Here is a 17,683-nt window from a genome sequence, read left to right as displayed (position 1 = left end):
GGTTGTGTGCAAGTTCGGTGATCAGGCCGCCAGGGCGCCCGAGGCCTTGGCGACATGGGTGGCGATGGCATCCATCAGGGCCGGCGAGAGCGCGTCATAGGGCTCCAGCCCCAACTCGCGCAGGCGCCCGCGGATGGCGCCCATCTGTTCCGGCCGGACGCCGGATTCGATGACCGAGGAGACGAAGGCGGCGAATTCGGGCGCCGACCAGCCGCTCTGGGGCGAGAGTTCGGTGTGGATGAAGTCGAGGCCGTAGAAGGGATGGTTGGTGTTCTCGATGCGGCCGTACATGTGCACGCCGCAGCCCTTGCAGGCATGGCGCTGGATCGGCGCATCCTTGTTGACCACGGCCAGCTTGTCGGCGTTCTCGGTGACGCTCACCTTGTCGCGCGAGACCACGGCGACGACCGAGAAGATGGCGCCCTTGGGCTTCCAGCACTTGGTGCAGCCGCAGGCGTGGTTGTGCGCGGTCTGCGCGCCCACGCTCACCTTGACCGGCCGGTCGGCGCATTTGCACACCAAGGTGCCGCCGGCGAAATCCTTCGAGCCTGGCGCAATGCCGTTGTCGATGGACGGATGCAGGGATATCGATGCCATGGTTACTTCCTCCCAGTGTCGAGCTTGTGGTGGGTGAACGCTTTACCGAGTGTAACGTGCCTGTGCTTACCGGATGAATTGACCGAAGGCACGCGGGCCATCCCCAACGGCCACTTCACCCACGACCGTCATTGTTCCGGTATCGATGGCGGTCAGGGTGTTGGAGAACCAGTTGGCGACATAGACCCGGGCGCCATCCCGGCTGGCCGCGATGCCTTCGGGATATTCCCCGACGGGAACCCGGCCCAGGGTGGCCAGCGTCTGCGTGTCGAAAACGCTGACGGTGCCGCCATATTGATTGGTCACGAAGGCGCGGCCGCGGGCCAGGGCGACGGCATAGGGGCGATCGCCGACCTTCACGGTTCCCGCCACCTGCCGGGTGCCAAGATCGATGACCGAGACATCGTTGGAGCCGACATTCGCGGTATAGGCCCGGCGCCCCGCCGCATCCACGGTAACCCCGAACGGCCGCGTGCCCACGGTCACCACGGCGACACGCTCGAGGCTCGCCGTGTCGACGATGGAAACCGCGTTGTCGTCGCGGTCGGCGGTGAGCACGAACTTGCCGTCCGGGGTCACGGCCACGCCCGAGGGCGAGGTGCCGACGGTGACGGTGCGCAACGGGGCCTGGCCCCGCGGATCGACCACCCACAGGCGCCTGGCATACCAGTCGGCGACATAGACCGGCTGGCCGGCGGGATGGACGGCGATGCCCAGCGGCCCGCCGTCCAGCGCGATCTGCCGGATGACCTGACGCGCCGCGGTATCGATGACGCTGACGAACTTGCCTTCCGGGCTGGTGACGAAGGCACGGGTGCCGTCAGGGCTCACAGCGATCCCCGCCGGCTCGCCCGCTACCGGGATGCTGGCGACCGCGACCATGCGGTCGAGATCGACCACCGAGACCTGTTCGCCCGGCTGGTCCGTCACGAAGGCCTCGGCGGCGAGGGGCGCCGGGCAATAGGCGGCGAGCAGCAGCGAGGCTGCGCCAAAGGCATGGCTGGCCGCCCTCATGACCCCTTCTCGAGCGTTGCCTTCAACGCATCGAGCCCCGTGCGGTAAAGCGTGGTGACCGCGGTCACGGCCGCTTCGTCGTTGAGTTCTGGCGGCGGGTCGTTGTTGGGATAGCCGCGGTAGAAGGCGCCGCGCCATTCTACCGTGCTGGTGCCGTTCTCGCCCGGCAGGACGGTAATGGTCGAGGCGTAGTTGGTGACCGGCAGCACTTTCACGTCCACCGCGGTGATGCGGTAGGAATAGCTCATCTTGTCGGCCTGATATTTGTACAGGACCTCGTCGATGGTGGCGCCGTTGGCCAGGGTCAGGCGGCGGGTGGGGTTCCTGGTGTCGTCGTCGGGATCGACCACCTCGTTGCCGCCCTTGCCCTCGGTCTTGGCGACGCCCGGCAGCCAGCCCATGTCCTGGAAGTTGCCGATGGCCGCCCATACCTTTTCAGCCGGCAGGTTGATCTGGACGCTCTCGGTGATTTTCTTGCGCACCGGGCCGTGCGCCTGGGCGACGAACGGCATCAGGGCGACCAGACAGGCGGCGAAGACGAATCGGGCGAACTTCATCGAGGCGTTATCCCTTGACTGTCGGTCCCGAATTCGAGCGGGACCTTTATTGCTTGGTTATTTGGTTGGTTGAGGTGTCTTACGATTTCTTGGGCGGATCCGCGGCGAGTTGGTCGAACAGGAAGGCCGTGGCCCGCTGCCAGGATTGGTCGGTATCACCGCGGAAACTGAGCTGGTTGTAGAAGACGCGCTTGCCGTTGCCCGCATCGAAGGCGCCGACCCAGAGCTGCGTCGCCATGGTGCTGACCTTCTGTACCGCACCGGTCAGGATCAGGTCGGCGCCGGCCCGGCGGGCCAGGCCCAGAACGCAATCATTGTCGCCGGCCGGGCAGGGCGGTGCATCGGCCGGTGCCACGACGACCTCGAACAGGCCCTGCGCCTCGATTTTCGCGGCCAGATCGCTGGTGATGGCCGCCAGTCGCCGGGCATGGTCCGCCGATTGGTCGCGCGGCTCGCCCGAGGTGTCGAAGAAGCTGAACGGCAGCAGCAGGATTTTCAGCGGCTCGGCATAGGCGGTGCCCGACAGGGCCGTGAGGCCGACGAACAGGCCGGCGATGGCAGTTTTTCGAAGCGTTCTCATGGCGCCTCCACAAAAGGCCAGGTGCGCAAGGCCAAGTAAAGAAGTCGCGCCGCCGCTGACTATAAGCAAACCATAAGAAGCCGTGGCGCCGGGTAGAAAACTAAGGAATTCATAAGAACTTAAGAACAATCTCGCGCATTGGCGAGTTAAGTCCGATGATCCTGCACCCACTTACTGGGAAAGATCATCTATTTTTTTGAATAATAAGGCAAATTTCAGAAATTCTACCATAATTGGCCGTGCCAATTGCGCCGCCACACTGGTATAGTGAGCCTGTCGAAAGGCGAAAACCGCCCACAACCAAGGGAGAACGACATGAAGAAATGGTCGAAGCCACGGATCAGCGAAATCCGCGTCGGCATGGAAATCAACGCCTACGCCTGCGCCGAGCGCTGATCTGACGGGCTGCCGTCGGTAGCACTGTGTCGAGGCCCCATGCGCATCTTGCTCCTCGGCACCGCGGCCGGCGGCGGTTTTCCACAGTGGAACTGTCGCGCCCCAACCTCGCTCAAGGCTTGGCAGGGTGATCCGGCGGCGCCCCAGCGCACCCAGGCCTCGATCGCGGTCAGCCGCGACGGTGCCGCCTGGACCTTGATCAACGCCTCCCCGGACCTGCGGGCACAGATCATGGCCAATCCGGCCCTGTGGCCGGCGCAGGCTTGGCCGGGGGAGGGGTTGCGCCATTCGCCGATCGCCGATGTGGTGCTGACCGGCGGCGAGATCGATTTCATCACCGGTCTGCTCAGCCTGCGCGAAGGCCACCGGTTTGCCCTGCACGGCACCGCGGAAACCCTGGGCACCATCGATGCCAACCCGATTTTCGGCGCCTTGCCGGCCGAACGGGTGCCGCGCCGGCCGATCGCTCTCGATGTTCCCTTCGAGGTCGCCGGCGGGGTGACGGTCACCGCCTTCGATGTTGCCGGCAAGGTGCCGCTCTACCTCGAAGGGGCCGGGAACGACCTGACCGGGCGAAAGGGCACCACGATCGGCCTGGAGATCACCGATGACACCCGCCGGGTTGTGTTCGTGCCGGGCTGCGCGGCGATCGACGAGGCCTTGCGCCGGCGTATCGATGGCGCCGATCTGCTGCTGTTCGACGGCACGCTGTGGCAGGATGACGAGATGATCCTGCTCGGGGCCTCGGCCAAGACCGGCTACCGGATGGGGCATGTCAGCATGTCCGGGCCCGATGGCACGATGGCCCGCCTGGCCGACTTGTCGATCGGCCGGCGGATCTTTATCCATATCAATACGACCAACCCGGCGCTCGTCGACGGGACGTCGCAACGCGCTGCCGCGACAGCAGCGGGCTGGCACGTACCCGTGGATGGGGAGGAAATTCACCTGTGAACGCGATCATGACCCCTGAGGAGCTCGAGGCCGCGCTGCGCGCCGTCGGCGCCGCGCGCTATCACGACAAACACCCCTTCCACGCCCTGCTGCATGGCGGCAAGCTGACGATCGACCAGGTTCGCGCCTGGGCACTGAACCGCTATTACTACCAAAGCCGGATTCCCCTGAAGGACGCGGCCTTGCTGGCGCGGCTGGAAGATCCGGCCCTGCGCCGAAGCTGGCGCCAGCGCATCATCGATCACGACGGCGAGCGCGAGGGCGACGGCGGGATCGAGCGCTGGCTGCGGCTGACCGATTCCCTGGGCTTCGACCGGGCCTATGTCGCCTCCGCCCGCGGGGTCCTGCCGGCCACGCGCTTCGCGGTCGACGCCTACGTCCATTTCGTGGCCGAGCGGCCGTTGCTGGAAGCCATCGCCTCGTCGCTGACTGAGTTGTTTGCGCCCGGCATCATCGCCAACCGGGTGGCCGGGATGCTGGCCAATTACGACTTCGTCTCGAAGGAGGCCCTGGCCTATTTCGACAAGCGCCTGACCCAGGCCCCGCGCGACGCCGATTTCGCCCTGGACTATGTCAAGCGCGAGGCGCGCCGGCCCGACCAGCAACAGGCGGTGATTGCGGCCCTGACCTTCAAATGCGATGTGCTCTGGGCGCAGCTCGATGCCCTGCACTTCGCCTATGTCGAGCCGGGCCTGGTGACACCGGGCGCGTGGCAACCATGATCGACGCCCCCCTGGCCCTGCTGGCGGAGGTGACGCATCGCTGCCCGTTGCAGTGTCCCTATTGTTCCAACCCGATCGAATTGGCGCGGGTGGCCGACGAACTGGACACCGGGGAGTGGCTGCGCCTGATCGACGAGGCGGCGGCGCTGGGCATTCTGCAAATCCACTTCTCGGGCGGCGAGCCCCTGGTGCGGCGCGACCTGCCCCAGCTTGTCGGCCACGCCCGCGCGGCCGGGCTGTACAGCAACCTGATCACCTCGGGCGTGCTGCTGGACCGTGAGAAGCTCGAGGTTCTGGTCGAGGCCGGCCTCGACCATGTGCAGATTTCGATTCAGGACACCGACCCCGCCAATGCCGACAAGATCAGTGCCTATCCCGGCGGGTTACAGAAGAAACGCGCGGCGGCGCAGGAGGTGCACCAGGCGGGCCTGGCCCTGACCATCAATGCGGTGGTGCATCGCCAGAACCTGGATCGCCTGGACGAGATGATCGCCTTTGCCGAGGATGTGGGGGCCGAGCGCATCGAGATCGCCCATGTCCAGTATTACGGCTGGGCGCTGAAGAACCGCGACTACCTGATGCCGACGCTGGACCAGCTCGATGCCGCCACCGCCCTGGTCGAGGCGGAGCGGTTGCGCCTGGGCGGGCGGCTGCTGATCGATTACGTGATCCCCGATTACTATGCCCGGCGGCCCAAGGCCTGCATGGGCGGCTGGGGCCGGCGCTTCGTCAATGTCTCGCCCACCGGCAACATCCTGCCCTGCCACGCGGCCGAGACCATTCCGGGCCTCAGCTTCGCCAACATCCGGGGCCGCCGGCTCGCCGACATCTGGGCCAACGACCCGGCCTTCGCGGCCTTTCGCGGGACGGACTGGATGCCCGAGCCGTGCCAAAGCTGCGAGCGCAAGGAGATCGACTGGGGCGGCTGCCGCTGCCAGGCCCTGGCCCTGACCGGCACCGCGGCGGCGACCGATCCGGCCTGCCAATTGTCGCCGGCCCATGCGCAATTGTTCGATCTGGCCCGGCAGGCGGCGGCCGGGCCAGCGGTGATCAACACCTATCGCCGGATCGGCGGCGCGTAACCCGTCACAGCCGCTGCTGGATGCGGCGGGCAATCTCGAAGACCCGCTGTTCCAGCAGGACCGGCGTCTCGCAGACATAGGTCAGGGACCGGCGGCGTTCCTCGAAGATCCGGGTATCCCACTGCAACTGGTTTTCCAGTTCCAGGGTTTCCTTGGATTCCGCGGCCATCGGTGAATCCTTGGCTTCGCCCACCTTGTCGCTCGCTTCCCGGATCCGGTCGGCGAGCTTGTGCTGGCCGCGGGCATAGCGGGTGATGCCGTTCAGGATGCGGTCCCGCTCGGTGTTGGTCAGCTCCAGCACGCCGGCAAAGACCCGGGTCAGGCGCACGCTCTTCTCAGGCCCGGCGGCCTGGGCGAAGGCCTCGATCAGGCCGTCGACCTCGGCCATCGGCGTGCGCCGCGAAGCAAGCTTCTGCGCCAGGGCCGCGGCGTCGAAATCCTTGTCCCACGGCCCGGCGCTGGCAAGGTCGGGACCGCTCCAGACGGTGCCGGCGCTGATCGTGCCGACCTTGCGCTGAATGCACGGCCAGTCCGGGTCGGCCGGAGCCTGGGCCTGGGCCGGGGCGGCCAGGATCAGGCACAGGGCGGCAAGGATGCGGGGCCTCATGGTGCTTCTCCTCTGGGCCCGCCGCGACGGGCCATCAACCCCCGCACGGGATCGTAGGCCACGGCGGCGGCAACGAAGAATGCGGCGGTCGTGCCGGCGACCACGGCAAGGGATACGGGCTCGAAGGCGCCGTACAGGGCAAAGCGGATCAGTTCCACGGCATGGCTGAACGGGTTGGCCAGGCAGATGACATAGAGTGTTTCACTCGCCTCGCGGATCCGCCACAGCGGATAGAGCGCCGACGAGGCGAAGAACATCGGGAAGATCACGAAATTCATCACGCTGGCGAAGTTTTCCAACTGCTTGATCAGCGACGACAGGAACAGCCCGATTGCGCCCAGCATCAGGCCGGTCAGCACGAAGGCGGGCAGGGCCAGGAGATAACCCAGCGCCGGCGCGTCGACCTCCCAGAACAAGGCTATCCCAAGAACACATAGACCTGGGCGACGGAGACCAGCACGCTGGCCAGGAGCTTGGCCAGCAGCAGGGACCAGCGCGGGAACGGGCTGCTGAGCAGCACGCGCATGGAGCCGACCTCGCGGTCATAGACCATCGAGAGCGACGACTGCATGCCGTAGAAAAGCTGGATCATCACGGCCAGCCCCGGCACGACGTAGACCTCGTAGAGAATATAGGTCTCGTAGGGCGGCTGGATCGAGACGCCGAGCACGCTGCGAAAGCCGGCGGCGAAGATGAACAGCCAGATCAGGGGCCGTACCAGGGCGGACAGAAAGCGCTCGCGCTGGTTGACGAAGCGCAACAGCTCGCGCCGGGTGATGCCGCCCAGGCAAACCAGGTAGCCGGCAAGGCCGAGGCGCGAGGGTGCGGCGGGCGTCATCGGGCCTGCTCCGTCAGCTTGCGGAACGCGGTCGCCAGGGTCGACCCGCTTTCCTCGGCCAGCGAGGCGGCCGTGCCCGCGGCCACGATATTGCCCTCGTGCAGCACGTAGACGGCATCCTCGGGCGCGATTTCCTCGAAGATATGGGTCGCCCACAGGACCGAGATGCCGTCGTCGCGGACCAGTTGGCGCACGCTGTCGACAATGCCGGCGCGGGCTGCGAGGTCGAGGCCGACGGTCGGCTCGTCGAGCAGCAGCAGGCGCGGCGCGTGGACCAGGGCGCGCGCGATCTCGACCCGGCGCGCCTGGCCGCCCGAGAGGATCCGCACCTTGTCGTCGATCTTCTCGCCCAGGCCGGCGCGGATCAGCAGATGCTCGATGCGCGCCCGCACGGCCCGGCCGGCCAGGCCGTGCAGGGCGGCGTGATAGGCCAGGTTCTGGCGCACCGTTAGGTCGGGGTCGAGGGTGCGGCTTTGGAACACGACGCCGAGTTCGGCCAGGGCGCGGGAGGGGGCCCGGCGCAGGTCGTGCCCGAAGACCGAAATGACCCCCGACTGATTGTTGTAGAGGCGGGTGACGACCGAAAACAACGTGGTCTTGCCGGCCCCGTTGGGGCCCAGCAGGGCAACGAAGCGCCCGGCCGGCACCTCGAGCGAGATGCCGGCCAAAGCCTCCCTTGCACCGAAGCGATGGCCGAGGCCGTTGATCGACAAGGCCGGCAGGGATTCTGGTGGTGCCACAATCATGTCCCGGGCTGTGACCGCATGGGAGGAGGATACCGATCGGGCACCCGGCCCGCCATCACTTACCCGCCATCACTTGCCCTTGAGCGTGTTCTTCAGCGCGAGCAGGCCGGCGACATAGATATCGGCGACGACCTTGCGCGCATCGGTCTCGGAAACCCCCTTGGGCTCGAAGCTCGACGACCAGATGATTGCCACCTTGCCCGGCTCGTCGTCCTCCTCGACCTTCAGGGTCGAGACATACTTCTCGACCGGCAGCGGACTCTCCAGGATCGCGTAGGTGTAGGACCTGCCCGCATCATCCCACTTGACCAGCTTCTCGACGAATTTGGCGCCGTCCTTTGCCGTCAGCGTCCTGATCTTGGCACCATCCATTTCCGACAATTCGCAGGTCGCGATGGCAGGGTGCCAATTCTTGATGCCGCAGAAATCGCCGATCAGCGCCCAGGCCTGGTCAGGCGTCGCCTTGGCTTCGACCCGGTTGCTGTTCTCGGCCGCCAGGGCCTGGCCGCCGACGAGTAGCGCGAGCGCCGCGCCGGCACAAAGGGACAGGTTTCGCATGATGGGTATCCTCTCGATTTTCTTGTTGATTGACGGGGCAGGGCCGATCACCGGGGCGAGACCACCACGCCCCAGGGCGCTTCACCGACGGCGATCGTCTTCACCACCTTCAACTCGGCGACGTCGATGATCGAAACGTCGTTGGAATTGCCGTTGGTGGCGTAGAGGAATTTCTGGTCCGGGGTGAAGGCCAGTTGCCAGACCCGCTGGCCGACCAGCAGGTATTTCTCGACCTCCAGCGTTTCGCCGTTGATGACGGCGACGCGGTTGGCGGGGCCCAGGGCGGCAAAGGCATACTTGCCGTCGCTGGTGACGCGCACGCCCACCGGCTGGATCGCTTCCCGGGTCACGCCGGGAATTTCGAACTCGATCGTCTTGATGATCTGCCGCGTCTTCGGGTCGATGACGGCAATGCTGCCGCCGACTTCGGAACTGACCCACAGCCTGCTGCCGTCTCTGTTGAATTCGGCGAAGCGGGGCCTTGAATCGACCAGGACGCTGTCGATCACCTGGAAGGTCGTGGTATCGATGAAGTGGGCCATGTTGGTGGTTTCGGAGGTGTTGACCAGCATCTTGCCGTCCGGGCTGATGCCCATGCCCTCGGGCTCCACCCCCACCGGCACCTGCGCCAGGATCTGGTTTTTTTCCACGTCCACCACGGTTACGAGGGCATCGTCTTCGTTGGCGATGTAGAGCGGGTTGCCGGACGGGTGAAGAATGAACAGTTCGGGGTCCGGGCCCGATTGCAGGGTGCGCACCACTTTCATCGTGGCGGTATCGATCACCTGCACGCCGTCTTCGTCGCTGGCAGCGAGAAACAGGAACTTGCCGTCGTTGCTGATGGTGATGCCGCGCGGCCGCCGGCCGACCGCAACGGTATTCGTTACCGCCATGGTCACGGAATCGATCACGCTGATCGAGTTGCCCTTCTCGTTCGAGACATAGACGGTGTAGGCGGCGGCCGGGATGGCAATCCCGACACCTGTAACCAGTATCATGCCAAGCAAGATCGGGCGCCACATTCCACATTCCTCCCAAACGGCGCGGTTGATCCGCCCCTTCCTGTCATGGCAAGCGGCAGGTGCTTTCCGGTTGATCGAAGCCCAGCGTGTCGAGCGGCGTGCGCTGGTGCAGGAAGCCTGCCTGCGGCGAAACCGTCACGATTGCCATGGCCTGCGCGATCAGCAGCGGCTGACGCAACTGGTGGTCCCAGGGCCGGAAGCTGACCGGAACGCCCTTGAAGGCTGCGATCTGGAAATCCGGGTCGACCATGAAGCCGGCAACCGCCTGCGGGTCGGCCGATTTGAGGCGCGTAACCGCTTCGCCGATCGCGCGCACGGCAACCCAGGCCTGATAGTCGACCGGCCGCATGGTGCGCCCGGCCGCCTTGTAGAAACGGCTTTGTAGTTGCGCCGAACCCCAGGCGTCCTGGGCGCGGTGCCAGGGGGTGGCGACCAGGCCCTGGGTGCCCGCCACCAGTTTGGGATCCCAGGTGTGGTAGGAAATATAGTCGCCGAAATCGGCTGCTTCGTCGGCCACGATCATGATGTCGTAGTCGACCCCGCGGGTGAAGACCAGGGCTTCCGCCTGGGTGACGCTGTCGCCGCGGGCGCGGGCGAGCGCGCCGAAGTCCCAGTTCTTTTCCGCCACGATCTTCAAGCCGAATTTCTTCGCGGAACGCCGCACCGCCTCGGCGTAGAGCTGGTCCTCGGGCCGGGGCCGACGATCAGGAACAGATCGGCCCAGCGCTTCGCGGTCATGACCTGGGCCAGGGCGTCGGTGACCATGGCGCGGCTGGGCGCGATGTGAAAGAGATTGGCGCGGCAGTCGGCATTGCGCAGCCGGTCGTCTTGCGCCTGGGCATTGAACAGGATGACGTTCCGCGCCGCCAACGCATCGGCCACGCCGAGCAACTCGTCGGCCGGCAGGTCCAGGATCAGGAAGCCGGCGCCGCCGTCGACCAGCCGCGTTGCTGCCTCGACGGCGGATTGCCCGGCAGCCAGTGTCGCCTCGTCGAGGGCGTAGCGCTGATGGGTGAACTTGCCGGTGGTATTGTTGTCTTCGATGGCAAGCCGGGCCCCCGCCGCGCCTTCGTCCGGCGGTGTCGGGTCGAGCTCGTAGAGCGCCGGCGGCTGGCTCTTGTGGCCGACAAGGCCGATGCGAACCTCGATCGATGGGGGCGTCGCCTGAGCCCGGCTCGAGCCGGGCCAGGCGGTGGTAACCGCCATCGTCAAACCGACAAGCGCCGTTCCAATGATCGGTAATGCACGCCGTCTATTGTTCATGGCCCCGATTATTCAGGGGCCTGTTTCTCAGTCAAGGTATTAGATGTAAGTTGAAAATAATAAAATTCATAAGCCGATAGTATTTGATGGCCTGCGTGATCGATCAAGTTCACCGATCGACAATCAAGAGAACAATGCTGGTTTCAGCGCTTGCCGCGATGGGCAGGGCCGCGGCGATGCTATCGGACCTGTTGCATGCCATGTGGCCGCGCCAAGGCCCGGTGCCGGCGATAATCCGCGCAATCTTCGCGCTTTTTCAGGTGCGCGAAGCATGCCAGATTGCCGCGATGGCGGCCGTAGAAACGCTGTGGAGGAAGCTCGGCTTCAGGCAGGCATGGGATCGATCAGGGCCAGGCTTCTGTTTCTCGTCGGCGGTGTGGCCATGCTCACCGTCCTGGCAGCCGCGGGTATTTTCTTTGCCGTGCAGGTGTCGGATCGGGCGCTGGAGCGGTTGATGGCGTCGCAGCATCGGCTCGACCTGCTGGCCGAGATTTCCGGGCGGCTGACCGACTATGCGCTGGCCTCGATCGACAGCACCAACGCCACCTCGCCCAGCCGCACGCGCCTGGCAGACTTGCGCGCGCAGACCGAGGAAGCCCTGGTCGCCTTCGATGCGGCGCAGGGGCAAGCCGATCCGGGCGCGGGCGGCGGCCGGGTGTCGGCCCATCTTCGTGCCGACTTCCGGACGCTGGACGCATCGGTCGGCCGAGCCCTGGACGAGCCCGGCACGCTGAGCCGCGGGGATGCCATTCGCGGGGCGCTCAACGTTTTTGCCTTGTCGGCCGGGCCGGCCCTGTCGTCGCTGGTCGAGGCCGAGCGCCGGGCCGTGGCGGCCGGGCGCGATTCCTTGCGACAAACCTCGCGCCGGCTGGTCGAGGGGGCGCTGGCCGCCGCGCTGCTGGCGCTGGTCGCCGCCGTTTTGTTGCACCGCCGGATCACGCTGCCCCTGTTGCAGCGCATCGTCTCCATCGAGCATGCCGCCAAGGCCGTGGCGCGGGGTGACCTGGAGACCCGCCTGCCGATCGGTGCGCGCGACGAACTGGGGCTGGTGGTGGCGCGGTTCAACCGCATGGCGTCGATGCTGGCCCAGCGCGAACGGCGCCTGTCGGAGGACCGGGCCAATCTGGAACGGACAGTCGCCGAGCGGACGGCGGACCTGACCAAGGCCAATGAACAGCTCGGCGCGATCGATCGCTCGCGCCGACGGTTCTTTGCCGATGTCAGCCACGAACTGCGCACGCCGCTGACCGTGGTGCTGGGCGAGTGCGACGTGGCCTTGCGGGCGACCTCGATCCCGGCCGAAACGGTCAGGCCCATCCTGACCACCATCCGCCAGCGCGCCCTGCGCCTGCATCGCCGGGTGGAGGATCTGCTGCGCGTCGCCCGCTCGGAAAGCGGCGAGATCGACCTGGATTTTCGGCAGGCGGCGCTGCAATCGGTGCTGAGCGATGCGGTCGAGTCTTTTGCGATCTCGGCGCGGCGGCAGGGGCTCGAACTGCGGCTGGACCTGCCGGACACCCCGGTCGAGGCCAGGGCCGACGCCGAATGGCTGCGCCAGGTGGTCGAAGGCCTGATCGACAACGCGATTCGGCACGCGACGGGGGCAACGGCCATCGTGGTCTCGCTGTCGGCGGGGGCGGCGGGGGCTTCCATTACCGTGGCCGACGATGGCTGCGGCATCCCCCCGGAGGCGCGCGAACAGGTGTTCCAGCGCTTTGCCCGCCGCAATTCAGCCGAGAAATCGGGCTTTGGCATTGGCCTGGCCCTGGCCCGCTGGATCATTGCGCGACATGACGGCAGCATCCTTATATCATCGGATGAGGACTCCAGGCGCGGCACCAGGGTGACCATCGTTCTGCCCACCGCCGCCAGCGGGAACTGAAGCGCAGGGTAACGACGCGATGAACGTACTTCTTGTCGAGGACGACGCCGATATCGGTTCCTTCTTGATCCGCGGCCTGAAGGCCGACGGCTTCGACGTGACCGTGGTCGACCGGGCCGACAAGGCGCTGGGCGCCGCCAAGGAGATCAACCCCTGCGCCGTGCTGCTCGACATGGTGCTGCCGGACGGCTCGGGCCTCGATGTCTGCCGTTCGCTGCGCGAATACGGCCATACCGGCCCGATCCTGTTTCTCAGTGCCAAGGATGAAGTCAGCGACCGGGCCGATGGCCTGATGGCCGGGGCCGACGACTATATCGTCAAGCCCTTCCAGTTCGACGAACTGGTGGCGCGCCTGCGGGCCCACCTGCTGCACCGCTCGGTCGGCATGGACGAGCGTACCCGACTGATCGCCGGGCGCCTGATCCTCGACCTGGAGACGCGCCAGGCGCATTTCGGCACCGTGCACATCAAGCTGACCCAGCGCGAGGCCGAGCTTCTGGCCCTGCTGATGCACAGTGCCAACCATCCGGTGTCGCGCAGCGACATCTTCGACCGCCTGTGGGCAACCCAGGGCGGGGTCTCCCTCAACGTCGTCGACGTCTATGTCGGCTATCTGCGCGGGAAGTTCACCGATATCACGCGGGTCGGGGGCCCCTCGATCGGCACCGTGCGCGGCCGTGGCTTCATGCTCAACATGGCCGGCAACAGCGCGCTGTCACGCTGAGCATCAGCGGGCGCGGGCTTTTTCCTTGCCGTATAGAGCAAGGCAGCGGACAGTAATGATCGCCGTTTCTTCTGATAAAGGGAAATGCAGATCTTATAATCCTCTTAAAAACAATTGACGGGCGGCGATTAGCGGCCCGGCGCCAGGGAGAATGCGTGTGAGGAGTCCGTGGTTTTTGTTTGCCGTGGCCATTGCGGCGGCGGGGGCTACCGTCCACGGTGGTCTGGCGCGGGCCGGGGAGGTGCCGCCCGATGCCGGGACCCTGCTGTTTGAAGAGCCGCAGCTCGACAACACGCATCCCGGCGATGTCCTGACCTATGCCTACAGCCGCCGGACCGCCGATGACGCGGTGCTGGGCCCGTCGTTCAGCGACCGGGTTCGCCTCTCCATCACGCCGGGCAGCCGGGCCGAGACCCGCACGGTGGCGGTTGAATTGTTCACCGGCGAACACCGGCGCGCCGCGGGCCCGTTCGAGGACATGACAGGCAACCCGATGGTCAGCCTGTTCCTGGAGAATCACATCGGCGTGCTGTCGACCCAGCTTCATGTCAACCCGCGCTACCTGAAGAATGCGATCCGCGGCAGCCTGCGCGACAAGGCCACGGTCGAGGCGGGGCCGGTCGAGGCCGGCGGCCGCACGCTGCCCGGTTGGCGTGTGCGCATCACTCCCTTCAAGGATGATCCCAACAAGGATCGCATGCTGGGCCTCGACACCATGACCTATGACTTTACCGTAACCAAAGAGATCCCGGGCGAGGTTGTCGAAATCCACGTGGCTGCCGACAACGGGCAGGGGGCATCGCTGCTTGACGAGAAGATTGTCTATGATGCCAAGGCCGATTGAAGCGATCGTGGCGGCATTGCTCGCCTTTTGCCCGCCGACCCTGGCGGCGGCGGCCGCGCCGGCCTTCGAGAACGACTACCCGACCGAGGCCCGCGTCGACTATGTCTTCGGTTGCATGGCGGCGAACGGCCAGACCCATGATGCCATGCAGCGGTGCTCCTGCTCGATCGACGTCATCGCCTCGATCCTGCCCTATGACCGCTATGTCGAAGCCGAAACGATCCTGTCGATGCGCCAGGGCATCGGGCTGCAGGCCAATGTGTTCCGCAGTACCAAGCAGTTCGACGACATCGTCGCCGACTTGCGGCGAACCCAGGCGGAAGCCGAGATCCGCTGCTTCAAGTAGCGGCTGGCGGCCGTAAGCTTTCCCTCCACCGTCATTCCGGCGAAGGCCGGAATCCATTGCGACATCTCGTGCTGGCCCAGGATGGATCCCGGCCTTCGCCGGGATGACGGCAACGATTACATGGCCCGCCTTGGCTGCAGGGCTACAGGTCAGGTGCCGCCATCGCCGGTAAAGCCCTGGCGGAAGACGTGGCCCTCGGTGTCCTTGGCCTCCACCGTGACGGGGCGGCCGTCGGCGCGATAGCTGAAGCGGAAGGTGGGATCCTCGCTGATCGAAATGCCGCCTTCCATGGTGAACAGGATGGTCTCGCCCTGGGTGACCGACAGGGTCTGGACGAACCATGCCGGCGTATAGAGGCGGGTCACCTGATCCATCTGCAGGCCGGAATAGTTGGGATGGCGGATCTGGACCTGCGCTTCGTCCCGCCCGGTTCCGGCAAAGACGCGGAAGCGCATCTTGCCCAGGTTGGCCTTGGCCTCCGCCGGGTCCTTGACCGCGGGCGACGAGCAGCCGCCCGAGGCCTTGACGAAGGCCCGCGCCATGTAGAGCGTGCCGTCGCTGGTCTGCGCCACGGCGCGAACATAGGAATAGGCGTTCACGCGCACCCGCGTCGACAGGTCGAAGTGCCGGGTCGCCTCGCCCAGGGTGAAGGTCGCGACCACGGGAGAGGGATTCTCGTCGACCACCAGGGTTACCACGACGACGGCGCGATGGTCGGCCTCAGGGATCGCGATATGGATGTCGATCGGCACCAGGGCCGCATCCTCGGCCCGGTCCGGCGCATCGAGCGAGATGACCCCGGCATCGGCGGCGATGGCGCGTTCGCCGAAGATGTCGGGCTTGATCGAGGTCCAGGTGGCCTCGTCCTCGGCGGCCCGGGCGGCCGCCGTGGCGCCCAGGATCATCGCGGCCGCAGCCACCTGGATGGCGAGATGGCGCATACGGGACAACATGGGTCACCTCCGAGGCGGCCCGCCTATGGCCGCGGTTCCAGCGGGGCGAGCGGCAGGGCGGCGGCGGCCCAGCCGTCGACACCATCCGGGTACCAGTAGATATGACGATAGCCATAGCCGAGCGCACGCTTGGCCGCGTTCCACGACATCCAGCAATCCTTTTTGCAGAAGAGGACCAGCGGCTTGTCGCGATCATCTGCCGTCAGGCTCGCCAGGTTGCGCTTGAAATAGGCCTCGGTCTCGGCCGCCAGCGCGCCGTGCCCGACATCGGGCAGCCAGGCCGCGCCGGGGATGCTGTCGTGCGGCTTGTCCCGCCAGATCGTGCCGGCGGGCAGGTTGGCGGGCCTGGGCGCGTGGGGCAGGACATCGACGAACAGGGCGCTTTGGGCCTGCCACAGGGCCTGTGCGTCCGGAGTCGTCAGCACGGTGGCGCCGCGCAGGGTTGCCGGCGTGGCGGCCCGGTAGTCCTCCAGGCGATAGCCGTCAGGCTCGGCCGGCGCCTCTGCCAGGGCGGGCGCGGCCGACAGGACGGCCAAGGCGAGGGCCAGCGGCGCGAGGTGCCGGCATGGCTTCATTGCAGGTTGCCCTCCGCGCCCGGGCTGCCGTCATCGGCCACCAGGGGCACGCCGTAATCGGCCAGAACCCGGTCGATATCACCCTTGCGCTTGCGGATGACGTCGTTGAGGCGATGTTTCCAGTCGAGTTCGTCGGGCCGGATGCCGAAGGTGATGCGGAAACTGAGCGCCGGACGTTCCACCTCCTTCACCAGCGGGATCACCTTGAGCGGCACCGCCGCCTGCTTGGCGAAGTAGCCGCCGATCGGCCCCCACAGCAGGGCGCCGTCGATGACACCCGACGCCAGGTCTGCCAGGGCCTCCTCCGCCGGCGAGGCATAGCGGCGGTCCACCAGCAGGGAATAGGTTTTCGCGTCCTTAAGCAGGCCCAGGCGCAACAGGTGGTCGGCCGGCGGGGTGGCGGCGATGATGCCGAGCCTGCGGCCCTTGAGGCGCTCGTCCTCGAGACGCTCGACGCCATCCAGCGGGCCGCCGGCCTTGACGACCAGGACATAGGTGGAGCGGTAGTAGGGATTGGTGTGCTGGACGATGTCGGCACCGGAGGCATAGCCGATGATCACGTCGCAAAGGCCGGTGGCCAGCGTGTTGCGGACGAAGCCCGGCCCCTGCGGCAGCCAGAAGTATCGCACGGGTACCTTCAACTCGTCGGCGACGATCTCGGCGATCTTGTTCTCGAAGCCGGCCTTGTCGCGGTTGGAGAAGGGCAGGTTCGACGGGTCGGCGCAGACCCGCAACTTGTCCGTGGCCACCAGGTCCGGCCCCTGTTGGGCCAACGCGCCGTTGCCGGCAAGGCAGGCGCCGAGCGCGACGGCGCCGGCGACGAGCGCCGCCGGCACCGTCTGCCGCCACTCAATTGCCCATGCAGGCAGCTTCGGCACTTTTGGCGCTCTCCGGCTTGGGGTCGTGTGCTTCGGGCCGTACCCGGCCAAGGGCGCCGTCGCCCCTTGCGCGCAGGTAGACGTAGATGTCGTCGAGATAACACATGACGTTGCGGTTCTCGCCGAAGCTCGGCATCACCTTCTGGTTGCCGGCGCCCACGTTCGTTCGCCCCTGGACGACGATGGTCATGAACTGCTCGTAGTTGAGGGTCTTCATGGAATCCGCCAGCGCCGGCGCATAGGTCGAACCGGCACCGTCCGGGCCGTGGCAGACGTGGCATTCGGAATGATACCGGCGGTAACCCGAGAAGGTATACCAGTCCAGCTTGCCGTCGGGCGCGATGTTGTAGGTGGGGCTGCCTTCGGCATCCACGTACTTGCCGTCTTCGCTGCCGACTGCCGTGCCGGGCGCCGCCGATGCCGCCGCCCCGAGGCCGGCCGTGGCACAGAGCAGAAGTGCGGCGAGGTGCCAGCCCCGGTGTTTCCGGCCGAAGGCGGGTAATTTGCGGTCACGATCAGATGGAAACAAGGCCTGCACTCCCGTT

General features: G+C 66.4%; 22 protein-coding genes and 1 pseudogene. 8 read left to right on the top strand and 15 right to left on the bottom strand.

Annotated elements, in window-relative coordinates; genetic code table 11:
- Window positions 1-21 precede the first annotated feature (21 nt).
- The 4 genes from gfa to D3874_RS26025 form a co-directional block, all read right to left on the bottom strand.
- Window positions 22-597: an S-(hydroxymethyl)glutathione synthase gene (gene gfa / locus D3874_RS26040; RefSeq protein WP_119782638.1), complete on the bottom strand. Its 576-nt coding sequence runs from the start codon at window positions 595-597 to the stop codon at window positions 22-24.
- A gap of 66 nt (window positions 598-663) precedes the next feature.
- Window positions 664-1,611: a YVTN family beta-propeller repeat protein gene (locus D3874_RS26035; RefSeq protein ID WP_119782637.1), complete on the bottom strand. Its 948-nt coding sequence runs from the start codon at window positions 1,609-1,611 to the stop codon at window positions 664-666.
- Window positions 1,608-2,168 carry an SRPBCC family protein gene (locus D3874_RS26030; RefSeq protein WP_119782636.1) on the bottom strand — a complete coding sequence of 187 codons (561 nt, stop codon included), beginning with the start codon at window positions 2,166-2,168 and terminating at the stop codon, window positions 1,608-1,610. Before D3874_RS26030 ends, D3874_RS26035 begins: the two co-directional genes overlap by 4 nt.
- A 79-nt stretch (window positions 2,169-2,247) precedes the next feature.
- The gene (locus D3874_RS26025) at window positions 2,248-2,748 is read right to left on the bottom strand and encodes a DUF2380 domain-containing protein (RefSeq protein ID WP_119782635.1); all 501 of its coding nucleotides are present in this window, start codon (window positions 2,746-2,748) and stop codon (window positions 2,248-2,250) included.
- A gap of 267 nt (window positions 2,749-3,015) precedes the next feature.
- Here D3874_RS26025 and pqqA point away from each other — a divergent pair, with 267 nt between their 5' ends.
- From pqqA to pqqE, 4 genes are read left to right on the top strand one after another with little or no spacing between them, the layout of a single operon-like run.
- Entirely contained in the window at window positions 3,016-3,144 is a 129-nt protein-coding gene (pqqA, locus tag D3874_RS29700; protein WP_199699367.1) for a pyrroloquinoline quinone precursor peptide PqqA, read from the top strand.
- 39 nt (window positions 3,145-3,183) lie between these two features.
- Complete coding sequence (pqqB, locus tag D3874_RS26015; protein WP_119782634.1) at window positions 3,184-4,098, top strand: pyrroloquinoline quinone biosynthesis protein PqqB; 915 nt, start codon at window positions 3,184-3,186, stop codon at window positions 4,096-4,098.
- A gap of 8 nt (window positions 4,099-4,106) precedes the next feature.
- Complete coding sequence (gene pqqC, locus D3874_RS26010) at window positions 4,107-4,820, top strand: pyrroloquinoline-quinone synthase PqqC (protein WP_408900002.1); 714 nt, start codon at window positions 4,107-4,109, stop codon at window positions 4,818-4,820.
- Entirely contained in the window at window positions 4,817-5,902 is a 1,086-nt protein-coding gene (gene pqqE, locus D3874_RS26005) for a pyrroloquinoline quinone biosynthesis protein PqqE (RefSeq protein ID WP_119782632.1), read from the top strand. The genes pqqC and pqqE overlap by 4 nt, the downstream gene beginning before the upstream one ends.
- A 4-nt stretch (window positions 5,903-5,906) precedes the next feature.
- Here pqqE and D3874_RS26000 read toward each other — a convergent pair whose 3' ends face one another.
- From D3874_RS26000 to D3874_RS29690, 7 genes and pseudogenes are all read right to left on the bottom strand, one after another.
- Complete coding sequence (locus tag D3874_RS26000) at window positions 5,907-6,509, bottom strand: hypothetical protein (protein ID WP_119782631.1); 603 nt, start codon at window positions 6,507-6,509, stop codon at window positions 5,907-5,909.
- Window positions 6,506-7,347, bottom strand: a pseudogene (locus D3874_RS25995) (ABC transporter permease). Before D3874_RS25995 ends, D3874_RS26000 begins: the two are co-directional and overlap by 4 nt.
- Complete coding sequence (locus D3874_RS25990; RefSeq protein ID WP_233560380.1) at window positions 7,344-8,087, bottom strand: ABC transporter ATP-binding protein; 744 nt, start codon at window positions 8,085-8,087, stop codon at window positions 7,344-7,346. The pseudogene D3874_RS25995 and the gene D3874_RS25990 overlap by 4 nt, the downstream one beginning before the upstream one ends.
- A gap of 75 nt (window positions 8,088-8,162) precedes the next feature.
- Window positions 8,163-8,651: an SRPBCC family protein gene (locus D3874_RS25985; protein WP_119782629.1), complete on the bottom strand. Its 489-nt coding sequence runs from the start codon at window positions 8,649-8,651 to the stop codon at window positions 8,163-8,165.
- Window positions 8,652-8,698: 47 nt separating this feature from the next.
- Window positions 8,699-9,673, bottom strand: coding sequence for a YVTN family beta-propeller repeat protein (locus tag D3874_RS25980; RefSeq protein WP_119782628.1), 975 nt, complete (start codon window positions 9,671-9,673; stop codon window positions 8,699-8,701).
- A gap of 43 nt (window positions 9,674-9,716) precedes the next feature.
- Window positions 9,717-10,310, bottom strand: coding sequence for a type 1 periplasmic-binding domain-containing protein (locus tag D3874_RS29695; RefSeq protein WP_199699366.1), 594 nt, complete (start codon window positions 10,308-10,310; stop codon window positions 9,717-9,719).
- On the bottom strand, window positions 10,307-10,879 hold the full coding sequence (locus D3874_RS29690; protein ID WP_199699365.1) for an ABC transporter substrate-binding protein: 573 nt from the start codon (window positions 10,877-10,879) through the stop codon (window positions 10,307-10,309). Before D3874_RS29690 ends, D3874_RS29695 begins: the two co-directional genes overlap by 4 nt.
- A gap of 391 nt (window positions 10,880-11,270) precedes the next feature.
- Between D3874_RS29690 and D3874_RS25970 the strand changes: the two genes are divergently transcribed.
- The 4 genes from D3874_RS25970 to D3874_RS25955 all read left to right on the top strand — a co-directional run bounded on the left by D3874_RS25970 (window position 11,271) and on the right by D3874_RS25955 (window position 14,732).
- Window positions 11,271-12,818 carry a sensor histidine kinase gene (locus D3874_RS25970; protein WP_119782627.1) on the top strand — a complete coding sequence of 516 codons (1,548 nt, stop codon included), beginning with the start codon at window positions 11,271-11,273 and terminating at the stop codon, window positions 12,816-12,818.
- A gap of 19 nt (window positions 12,819-12,837) precedes the next feature.
- Window positions 12,838-13,542 (top strand): response regulator transcription factor, encoded by a 705-nt coding sequence (locus D3874_RS25965; RefSeq protein WP_119782626.1) that lies wholly within the window; start codon window positions 12,838-12,840, stop codon window positions 13,540-13,542.
- 175 nt (window positions 13,543-13,717) lie between these two features.
- Window positions 13,718-14,386, top strand: coding sequence for a hypothetical protein (locus D3874_RS25960; protein ID WP_147385872.1), 669 nt, complete (start codon window positions 13,718-13,720; stop codon window positions 14,384-14,386).
- 7 nt (window positions 14,387-14,393) lie between these two features.
- Window positions 14,394-14,732 carry a hypothetical protein gene (locus D3874_RS25955; RefSeq protein ID WP_199699364.1) on the top strand — a complete coding sequence of 113 codons (339 nt, stop codon included), beginning with the start codon at window positions 14,394-14,396 and terminating at the stop codon, window positions 14,730-14,732.
- A 149-nt stretch (window positions 14,733-14,881) separates the two neighbouring features.
- On the opposite strand, the gene D3874_RS25950 is transcribed toward D3874_RS25955, so the two are convergent.
- Genes D3874_RS25950 through D3874_RS25935 form a run of 4 tightly spaced genes read right to left on the bottom strand, consistent with a single transcriptional unit; the run spans window position 14,882 to window position 17,667 of the window.
- The gene (locus D3874_RS25950; RefSeq protein WP_119782624.1) at window positions 14,882-15,685 is read right to left on the bottom strand and encodes a quinoprotein dehydrogenase-associated SoxYZ-like carrier; all 804 of its coding nucleotides are present in this window, start codon (window positions 15,683-15,685) and stop codon (window positions 14,882-14,884) included.
- A 23-nt stretch (window positions 15,686-15,708) separates the two neighbouring features.
- Entirely contained in the window at window positions 15,709-16,260 is a 552-nt protein-coding gene (locus tag D3874_RS25945) for a PQQ-dependent catabolism-associated CXXCW motif protein (protein WP_119782623.1), read from the bottom strand.
- Entirely contained in the window at window positions 16,257-17,096 is an 840-nt protein-coding gene (locus tag D3874_RS25940) for a substrate-binding domain-containing protein (protein ID WP_199699363.1), read from the bottom strand. The genes D3874_RS25945 and D3874_RS25940 overlap by 4 nt, the downstream gene beginning before the upstream one ends.
- Window positions 17,097-17,109: 13 nt before the next feature.
- Window positions 17,110-17,667, bottom strand: a complete 558-nt coding sequence (locus D3874_RS25935) for a c-type cytochrome, methanol metabolism-related (RefSeq protein ID WP_274380648.1) — start codon at window positions 17,665-17,667, stop codon at window positions 17,110-17,112.
- Window positions 17,668-17,683 lie beyond the last annotated feature (16 nt).

The organism is Oleomonas cavernae, from assembly GCF_003590945.1.
Classification (GTDB): domain Bacteria; phylum Pseudomonadota; class Alphaproteobacteria; order Zavarziniales; family Zavarziniaceae; genus Zavarzinia; species Zavarzinia cavernae.
The sequence above is the reverse complement of the archived record's forward strand: the minus strand, read 5'-3'. Positions and strand labels throughout refer to the sequence as shown.

Excerpts from the sequence above, each read along its gene's own strand:
- gfa (WP_119782638.1), bottom strand. The coding sequence starts at position 597 with ATGGCATCGATATCCCTGCATCCGTCCATCGACAACGGCATTGCGCCA.
- D3874_RS26035 (WP_119782637.1), bottom strand. The coding sequence starts at position 1,611 with ATGAGGGCGGCCAGCCATGCCTTTGGCGCAGCCTCGCTGCTGCTCGCC.
- D3874_RS26030 (WP_119782636.1), bottom strand. The coding sequence starts at position 2,168 with ATGAAGTTCGCCCGATTCGTCTTCGCCGCCTGTCTGGTCGCCCTGATG.
- D3874_RS26025 (WP_119782635.1), bottom strand. The coding sequence starts at position 2,748 with ATGAGAACGCTTCGAAAAACTGCCATCGCCGGCCTGTTCGTCGGCCTC.
- pqqB (WP_119782634.1), top strand. The coding sequence starts at position 3,184 with ATGCGCATCTTGCTCCTCGGCACCGCGGCCGGCGGCGGTTTTCCACAG.
- pqqC (WP_408900002.1), top strand. The coding sequence starts at position 4,107 with ATGACCCCTGAGGAGCTCGAGGCCGCGCTGCGCGCCGTCGGCGCCGCG.
- pqqE (WP_119782632.1), top strand. The coding sequence starts at position 4,817 with ATGATCGACGCCCCCCTGGCCCTGCTGGCGGAGGTGACGCATCGCTGC.
- D3874_RS26000 (WP_119782631.1), bottom strand. The coding sequence starts at position 6,509 with ATGAGGCCCCGCATCCTTGCCGCCCTGTGCCTGATCCTGGCCGCCCCG.
- D3874_RS25985 (WP_119782629.1), bottom strand. The coding sequence starts at position 8,651 with ATGCGAAACCTGTCCCTTTGTGCCGGCGCGGCGCTCGCGCTACTCGTC.
- D3874_RS25980 (WP_119782628.1), bottom strand. The coding sequence starts at position 9,673 with ATGTGGCGCCCGATCTTGCTTGGCATGATACTGGTTACAGGTGTCGGG.
- D3874_RS29690 (WP_199699365.1), bottom strand. The coding sequence starts at position 10,879 with ATGGCGGTTACCACCGCCTGGCCCGGCTCGAGCCGGGCTCAGGCGACG.
- D3874_RS25970 (WP_119782627.1), top strand. The coding sequence starts at position 11,271 with ATGGGATCGATCAGGGCCAGGCTTCTGTTTCTCGTCGGCGGTGTGGCC.
- D3874_RS25965 (WP_119782626.1), top strand. The coding sequence starts at position 12,838 with ATGAACGTACTTCTTGTCGAGGACGACGCCGATATCGGTTCCTTCTTG.
- D3874_RS25950 (WP_119782624.1), bottom strand. The coding sequence starts at position 15,685 with ATGTTGTCCCGTATGCGCCATCTCGCCATCCAGGTGGCTGCGGCCGCG.
- D3874_RS25945 (WP_119782623.1), bottom strand. The coding sequence starts at position 16,260 with ATGAAGCCATGCCGGCACCTCGCGCCGCTGGCCCTCGCCTTGGCCGTC.